Genomic DNA, 8,519 nt, shown 5'->3' with positions numbered 1-8,519 from the left:
CGCGCCGACTGCGCCCCCTGACCCGGGAACACGAACACCGGACCCGCGCCGTGACCCGACGCCACGCCCGTGACCGCGTTACCGGCCGGGGAACCGGACGCCAGCGCGTCGAGCCCGGTAAGCAGTTCCTCGACGCTCGCGCCGACGACGGCGGCCCGGTGGTCGAACGTCGACCGGATCGTCGCCAGGGACCAGCCCGCCGCCGCCGGGTCGAGCCCGCCGCGCTCGCGGACGTGCCGCGCCAGCCGTGCCGCCTGACCCGCCAGGGCCGCCTTCGACCGCGCCGACACCGGCCACACCACCACGTCCGAGACCACCAGCCCCGGAGCCGCCTCCACGGCAGGCCCGGCCGCCTCGTCCGCCTGCTCGATGATGACGTGCGAGTTCGTGCCCGAGATGCCGAACGACGACACCGCCGCCCGCCGTACCCGCCCCGTCTCCGGCCAGGGCCGCGCCTCGGTCGCCAACTCCACCGCGCCCGCCGTCCAGTCGATGTGCGGCGACGGGGCGTCCACGTGCAGCGTGGCCGGGACGACGCCCTCCTGCAGGGCGAGGACCATCTTGATGACGCCGGCGACGCCGGCGGCGGCCTGGGTGTGCCCGATGTTCGACTTGACCGACCCCAGCAGCAGCGGCCGGTCACCCGGCCGGTCCTGCCCGTACGTCGCCAGCAGCGCCTGCGCCTCGATCGGGTCACCGAGCGTCGTGCCGGTGCCGTGCGCCTCCACCACGTCCACGTCGGAGGCGGCGAGTCCCGCCGAGGCCAGGGCCTCCCGGATCACCCGCTGCTGGGACGGACCGTTCGGCGCGGTGAGCCCGTTCGACGCCCCGTCCTGGTTCACCGCGCTGCCCCGCACCACCGCCAGCACCGGATGCCCCAACCGTCGGGCGTCCGACAACCGCTCCACCAGCAGGACGCCGGCGCCCTCACCCCAGCCGGTGCCGTCCGCCGCCGCCGCGAACGCCTTGCACCGTCCGTCGGCCGCCAACCCGCGCTGCCGCGAGAACTCCACGAACAGGCCCGGCGTCGCCATCACCGTCACACCGCCGGCCAGGGCAAGATCACACTCACCCCGACGCAGCGCCTGCACCGCCAGGTGCAACGCGACGAGGGACGACGAACACGCCGTGTCCACCGACACCGCAGGCCCCTCCAACCCCAACGCGTACGCCACCCGACCCGACAAGACACTCGCGGCGTTCCCCGTCGCGCCGAACCCCTCCGCCTCGTCCCCGGCCGACAACAACAGGGCCCCATAGTCCTGACCATTCGTGCCCACGAACACCCCTGTTCGCGAACCCCGCAACACCCCTGGAACAACCCCTGCCCGCTCGATCGCCTCCCACGACGTCTCCAGCAGCAACCGCTGCTGCGGGTCCATCGCCAGGGCCTCACGCGGGCTGATCCCGAAGAACCCCGGGTCGAAGTCCGCCCCGTCGTACAGGAAGGCGCCGCTACGGACGTAGGAGGTGCCGTTGGAATAGGGGTCGGGGTCGTACAGCCGGTCGATGTCCCAGCCCCGGTCGCCGGGCAGGTCGGAGACGGCGTCCCGGCCGGCGTGCAGCATCTGCCAGAACCGCTCGGGGTCGTTGGCGCCCCCGGGGAACCGGCACGACATGGCGACGATGGCGACGGGCTCGTCGTCCGCGAGGACCACGGGTGCGGCGACGACGGCCGCCTCGGCCCCGCCGCCCAACTCCTCGTGCAGGTGCCGGGCGAGCACGGTCGGGGTCGGGTAGTCGAAGACGAGGGTCACCGGCAGCCGCAGCCCGGTGGCGGTGGCGAGCCGGTTGCGCAGCTCGACGGCGGTCACCGAGTCGAAGCCGAGGTCCCGGAACGCGTGGTGCGGGTCGACGGCCTCGCCGCCGGCGTACTTGAGGACGGTGGCCGCCTGCTCGCGGACCAGGTCGAGCAGCGCCTGCTGGCGCTCGGCGGCGCCCATCCGGGTGAGGGACGCGCCGGGGTTGCCCTCGTCGGCCTCCCCGGCTTCGGCGACGCCCTTGGTGGCCGCGAGCGCCTGCGCCTCGGGGATCTCGGCGATCAGCGGCCCGGGCCGGGTGGCCGTGAACGCGACGTAGAACCGGTCCCAGGCGATGTTGGAGATGGTCAGGAACGTCTCGTCGTGCTCGACGGCCTGGTGCAGCGCGGCGACGGCGAGCCTCGGGTGCATCTCGGGGGCGCCGTGGCGGTGCAGCATCCTGCCGAACTCGCCCTCGGCCATGCCGCCGCCGCCCCACGCGCCCCACGCGATCGAGGTGGCGGGCAGGCCGAGGCCGCGCCGGTGCTCGGCGAGCGCGTTGAGGACGGCGTTGCCGGGGGCGTAGTTGCCCACGCCGGAGCTGCCGACGGTGCCGGCCATGGCGGAGAACAGGATGAACGCGTCGAGGTCCCGGTCACGGGTCAGCTCGTGCAGGTTGAACGCGGCGGTGACCTTGGCCCTCAGCGCGTAGTCGACCTGGTCGAGGGTGAGCGAGCTGATCACCGAGTCGTCGAGCACGGCGGCGGTGTGCACGACGGTGGTCAGCGGGTACTCGGCCGGCAGACCGTCGATGACGGCGGCGAGGGCCGACCGGTCGGCGGCGTCGCAGGCAGCCACGGTGACCTGGGCGCCGAGCCCGACCAGCTCGGCCTCCAGCTCGGCGATCCCCTCGGCCTGCCGGCCGCGGCGGCTGAGCAGCACCAGGTGGGGAGCGCCGTTGGCGGCGAGCCAGCGGGCCATGTGCCCGCCGAGGGCGCCGGTCCCGCCGGTGACGAGGGCGGTGCCGGTGGGCCGCCAGGTGCGGACGGCCGGGGCGTCGCCCAGCGGGGCGCGCAGCAGCCGGCGGGCGAACGCGGCGACGCGCCGCAGCGCCACCTGGTCCTCCCCGTCGGTGCCGGCGAGGACGCGGACGAGCCGCCGGCCGGCGGCGTCGTCCAACTCGTCGGGCAGGTCGAGCAGGCCGCCCCAGCGGTCGGGGTGTTCGAGGGCGGCGACCCGGCCGAAGCCCCAGGCGAGCTGCTGCACGGGGTGCGGCAGCGGGTCGCCGGGGTCGGTGGAGACGGCACCCTGGGTGAGGCACCACAGCGGCGCGCGGACGCCGGCGTCACCGAGGGCCTGCGTCAGCGTGACCGTGCCGGCGAAGCCGACGGGCACCGACGGGTGCGCGGGGTCCGGCGTCTCGTCGAGCGCCAGCAGGGAGACGATCCCGGCGACGGGTCCGACCGCGGCGAGGTCGCGGGCCCGGGCCGCGAGGGCGACGCGGTCGGTCCGCTCGGCGTCCAGTTCCACGGCGACGACCGTGGCGCCGCGCCGTTCGAGGGCGTCCTGGCAGAACGCGGCCTGGTCGGCGGCGGTGTCGTCGGGGCCGGTGACGAGCCACCACGTGCCGGTGACGGCGGGCTCGTCGTCGTCGGCGACGGGCAGCCAGGAGTCCCGGTACCGCCACGAGTCGACGGCGGCCTGGTCGCGGTGCCGGCGCCGCCAGGCGGCGAGCACGGGCAGCACGTCGGCGAAGGCCGCCTCGGGCACCGCGTCGGCGTCGGCGACGTCGGCGAGTTCGGCGGTGAGCGCGGTCAGGTCCTCCGCCTCGACGGCGGCCCAGAACCGGGCGTCGACCTCGTCCTCGACGGTGGGGCCGGCGAGTCCGGCGGCCGGGGCGGGCGCGGCGGCCGGCTGCGGCCAGTAGTGCTGTCGTTGGAACGGGTAGGTGGGCAGATCGACCAGACGTCCCGGCCGGCCGGCGAACGCGGGCCGCCAATCCACCGACGTGCCACCGGCGTAGACCTCCGCCAGCGCACGGTGGAACCGACCCAGACCACCCTCACCACGACGCAGACTCCCCGTCACGGTCACCGCCGCCGGATCGGCAGCAGCCACCTCGACGGACTCCTGCACCGCCATCGTCAACACCGGATGCGCACTGACCTCCACGATCGTGGAGTAACCGGCCGCAACGAGACTGCGCACCGCCTCGTCGAAACGCACCGTCTGCCGCAGATTGCGGTACCAGTAGTCGGCATCCAGGCCAGCGGTGTCCAGCCAGTCACCCACCACCGTCGACCGGAACCGCACCTCACTCGTACGCGGACGCAGCCCGGCGAGCAGTTCCAGCAACTGCTCCCGCAACGGCTCGACGTGCGCCGAATGCGACGCGTAGTCCACCGGAACACGGCGGACGCGGACTTCACGGGACTCGTAAAGGGCGACCAACTCGTCGAGGGCGGCGCTGTCGCCGGACACGACGACGGACGTCGGCCCGTTGACTGCGGCGAGCGCGACCCGGCCGTCCCACCGGGCGATCGTCGCGGTGACCTCGTCGGCGGTCGTGGCCACGGACACCATGCCACCGTCACCGGCGATGCCGGCGATGACCCGGCTACGCAACGCCACCACCGCCGCCGCGTCGTCCAGAGTCAACGCCCCCGCGACACACGCGGCGGCGATCTCACCCTGCGAGTGCCCGATCACCGCCGACGGACGCACACCGTACGACTCCCACAACGCCGCCAACGACACACCCACCGCGAACAAAGCCGGCTGGACGACATCCACCCGCTCCAACGACGGCGCACCCGGCACACCACGCACCACGTCGAGCAGGGACCAGTCCACGTACGGACGCAACGCCTCCGCACACACCGCCAACTTCTCCGCGAACACCGGAGCCGTGTCCAGAAGCTCCGCGGCCATGCCCACCCACTGCGAACCCTGACCAGGGAAGACGAAAGCCACCTCACCCGCAGTGCCGGCGACCCCGGCGACGACCTGCGACGCCGGCCGGCCGTCGGCGAGCGCGTCCAACGCGCCGGTCAACTCGTCCCGACCGGAGGCGAAGACCACCGCCCGGTGGTCGTGGGACGCCCGGGTGGCGATCAGCGACCAGCCGACGTCGCCGAGCGCGGCGTCCGGCACCTCCTCCAGGTGGTCCCGCAGCTCCCGGGCGCGGTCGGCGAGGGCGTCGGCGGTACGCCCGGAGAGCACCCAGGGCAGCTCGCCGGCCGGCCCGTCGGTCTCCGGCGCGGGCTCCTCGTCGGGGGCCTGTTCGAGGATCGTGTGCACGTTGGTGCCGCTGATCCCGAACGAGGACACCCCGGCGCGGCGTACGCCGTCGACCGGCTCCCAGGGCCGGGCCTCGGTGAGCAGTTCGACGCTGCCGGCCGACCAGTCGACGTGCGGGGTGGGCTCGTCGACGTGCAGGGTGGGCGGCAGCACGCCGTGCCGCATGGCGAGGACCATCTTGATGATCCCGGCGACACCGGCCGCGGCCTGGGTGTGCCCGATGTTCGACTTGATGGAGCCGAGCCACAGTGGCCGGTCGGCGGGCCGGTCCTGCCCGTACGTGGCGAGCAGCGCCTGCGCCTCGATCGGGTCGCCGAGGGTGGTGCCCGTACCGTGCGCCTCGACGGCGTCGACCTGGACGGGGGTGAGCCGCGCGTTGGCGAGGGCCTGTCGGATGACCCGCTGCTGGGCGGGCCCGTTGGGAGCGGTGAGCCCGTTGGAGGCCCCGTCCTGGTTGACGGCGCTGCCACGGACGATCGCGAGGACCGGGTTGCCGTCGCGGCGGGCGTCGGAGAGCCGCTGGAGCACCAGCAGGCCGACACCCTCGCCCCAGCCGGTGCCGTCGGCGGCCCCGGCGAACGGCTTGCACCGGCCGTCGGCGGCGAGGCCGCGCTGCCGGGAGAAGCCGACGAAGATGCCGGGGGTGGCCATGACGGTGGCGCCGCCGGCGAGGGCGAGGTCGCACTCCCCCGCCTGCAGGGCCTGGGCGGCGAGGTGCAGCGCGACCAGGGACGACGAGCAGGCCGTGTCGACGGTGACGGCCGGGCCGTGCAGCCCGAACGTGTACGCCAGCCGCCCGGCGAGGACGCTGGCGGAGACGCCGGTGGCGAGGTAGTTCTCGTCGACGTCCCCGGCGGCCATCAGCAGGGAGCCGTAGTCCTGCCCGTTGGTGCCGACGTACACGCCGGTGCGGCTGCCGCGCAGCGCGGTCGGGTTGATCCGGGCCCGTTCGAACGCCTCCCAGGTGGTTTCCAGCAGCAGCCGTTGCTGCGGGTCCATGGCCACCGCCTCGCGGGGGCTGATGCCGAAGAACGCGGGGTCGAACTCGCCGGCCCCGGCGACGAAGCCGCCCTCGCGGACGTAGCTGGTGCCGAGGTGCTCGGGGTCGGGGTGGTACAGCTCGGCGAGGTTCCAGCCGCGCTCGCCGGGCATCAGGGTCATCGCGTCGGTGCCGGCGGCGACGAGGTCCCACAGCTGCTCGGGCGACGACACGCCGCCGGGGAAGCGGCAGCTCATCGCGACGATGGCGATGGGCTCCCGGTGCAGGCCGGCGCCGTCGGCGACCACCTCGCCGGGGGCGTGACCGGCGGTCAGGCCGTGCAGGTGGGCGGCCAGCTCGGCGACGGTGGGGTGGTCGAAGACGAGGGTGGCGGGCAGGGTCATGCCCGTCTCGGCGGTCAGCCGGTTACGCAGCTCGACGGCGGTGAGCGAGTCGAAGCCGAGGTCGCGGAACGCGCGGTCGGGCAGCGGCTGGCCGGCGGGGTAGCCGAGCACCGCCGCGGCCTGGGTGCGGACCAGCTCGGTGAGCTGGGACAGGGACCGGCCGACGACGACGGCGCGAACGGGCCCGACGGGTCCGGTGGGCACCCCGGGCAGGGCGGCGATCAGCGGGGTCGGACCGCCCCACGCGGCGGCGAGACGTCCCCAGTCGACGTCGGCGACGGTGACCGCCGGGTCGCCGGCGTTGACCAGCCGGCCCAGCGCGGTGACCGCCTCGGCGGCGGGCAGCGGGTTGATGCCGCCCCGGGCGAGCCGGGCGGTCAGCGCGGCGGTGGCCGCCGCCATGCCGTCCTCGGCCCAGGCTCCCCAGCCGACGGATGTGGCGGGCAACCCCTGGCCGCGCCGCCACGCCGCGAAGGCGTCGAGGTACGCGTTGGCCGCCGCGTAGTTGCCCTGCCCGGCGCTGCCGACGACGCCGGCGAGGGAGGAGAAGAGCACGAACGCGTCGAGGTCCCGGCCGGCGGTGGCGTCGTGGAGCACCCGCGCGGCGCGGACCTTGCCGTCGAGGACGGTCTGCATCCGGGCCAGGTCGAGGCCGTCGAGGATGCCGTCGTCGACCACCCCGGCGGTGTGCACGACGGCGGTCAGCGCGGGCAGGCCGGCGACGAGGGCGGTGACGGCGTCGGCGTCGGTGACGTCGCAGGCCACCACCCGGGCGGCGCCCAGCTCCGCGACCAGGTCGGCCGCGCCGGGGGCGTCCGGGCCGCGGCGGGAGGCGAGCACCACCTCGGCGGCGCCGTTGGCCAGCAGCCAGCGGGCCACGTGCCGGCCCAGCGCGCCGGTGCCACCGGTGACGAGCACGGTGCCGGACGGCCGCCAGGCCGCCCCGGCGGGCGGGGCGGCGGGGACGAGCCGCCGTTCGAGCACGCCCTGCGGGCGGATCGCCACCTGGTCGTGGCCGGCGTCCGCGAGGACGGCGAGCAGCGCGTCCCCGGCGGCCCGGTCGAGGCGGCCGGCCCGGCCGGGCGCGGCGGTGCCGGCGGCGGGCTGAGCGGGCTCGGCGGCGGGCAGGTCGATCAGGCCGGCCCAGCGGTCCGGCTGTTCGAGGGCGACGACGCGGCCGAGGCCCCAGGCCGCGGCGGACGACGGGTCGGCGACGTTCTCGCCGCCGCCGACGGACACGGCGCCCCGGGTGAGGCACCACAGCCGGCCGGGCAGGCCGGTGTCGGCCAGGGCCTGGACGAGGGTGAGCAGCAGTGCCGTCCCGGCGGGTACGGCGGGCGCGTCCGGCAGCGGTTCGTCCCGCTCGGGCAGCAGGCAGAGCACACCGCTCCAGCCGCCGTCGCCGCGCTCCCGCAGCGCCGTGCCCAGCGCCCCCCGCTCCACACCCGGCGTGACCCGAAGGACGTCGACGTCTCCCCCACCCCGCCGGAGCGCGTCGACAACCCCGCCCCACTCCCCGCGATCGTGCACTTCCGGCCCCGACGAAAGCCACATGCCACCCGACTCGGGGGCCGAAACCGCAAGATCGGCGGGGTGAGGGGCGGGGGTGACGACGAGCCAGCGGCCCGGGAGGGACGGGGTGGGGGCGGGGTGGATCTGGTGCCACGTGATGCGGTACGACCAGGCGTCCACGGTGGCGTCGCGCAGCCTCGCCCGGCGCCACGAGGACAGCACCGGTACGGCCGGGGCGAGGGCCGCCACGGCGCCCGGGTCGTCCTGCACGGCCAGGTGGGACGCCACGGCGGGCAGGTCGCCGCGTTCGACGGCGGCCCAGAAGTCGCCCTCGGCGCCGTCGGCGCGCTCGCCCGACGGGGCGGCTGCGCCGTCGACCTCCGGCCAGTAGCGCTGGTGCTGGAAGGCGTACGTGGGCAGGTCGACCCGGGTGGCGCCGGTGCCGGCGAACCACTGCGCCCAGGTGACCGGGACGCCGTGGACGTGCAGCTCGGCCAGGGCCGCCAGCAGGGCGTGCCCCTCGGGCCGGTCCTTGCGCTGGGCGGGGACGGCGAGCACACCGTCGTCGCCGGGCAGGATGTCGGC

Annotated in this window: 1 protein-coding gene; it reads right to left on the bottom strand. The window is 75.7% G+C overall.

Going from position 1 to position 8,519, the window contains the following annotated elements; genetic code table 11:
• The coding region (locus tag ABZ793_RS34335; protein ID WP_357465111.1) for a type I polyketide synthase at positions 1 to 8,519 on the bottom strand (8,519 nt) is incomplete at both ends.

Origin of the sequence: Micromonospora sp. NPDC047465 (genome assembly GCF_040643125.1) — a bacterium.
In the GTDB taxonomy this organism is placed as follows: domain Bacteria; phylum Actinomycetota; class Actinomycetes; order Mycobacteriales; family Micromonosporaceae; genus Micromonospora.
The sequence above is the reverse complement of the archived record's forward strand: the minus strand, read 5'-3'. Positions and strand labels throughout refer to the sequence as shown.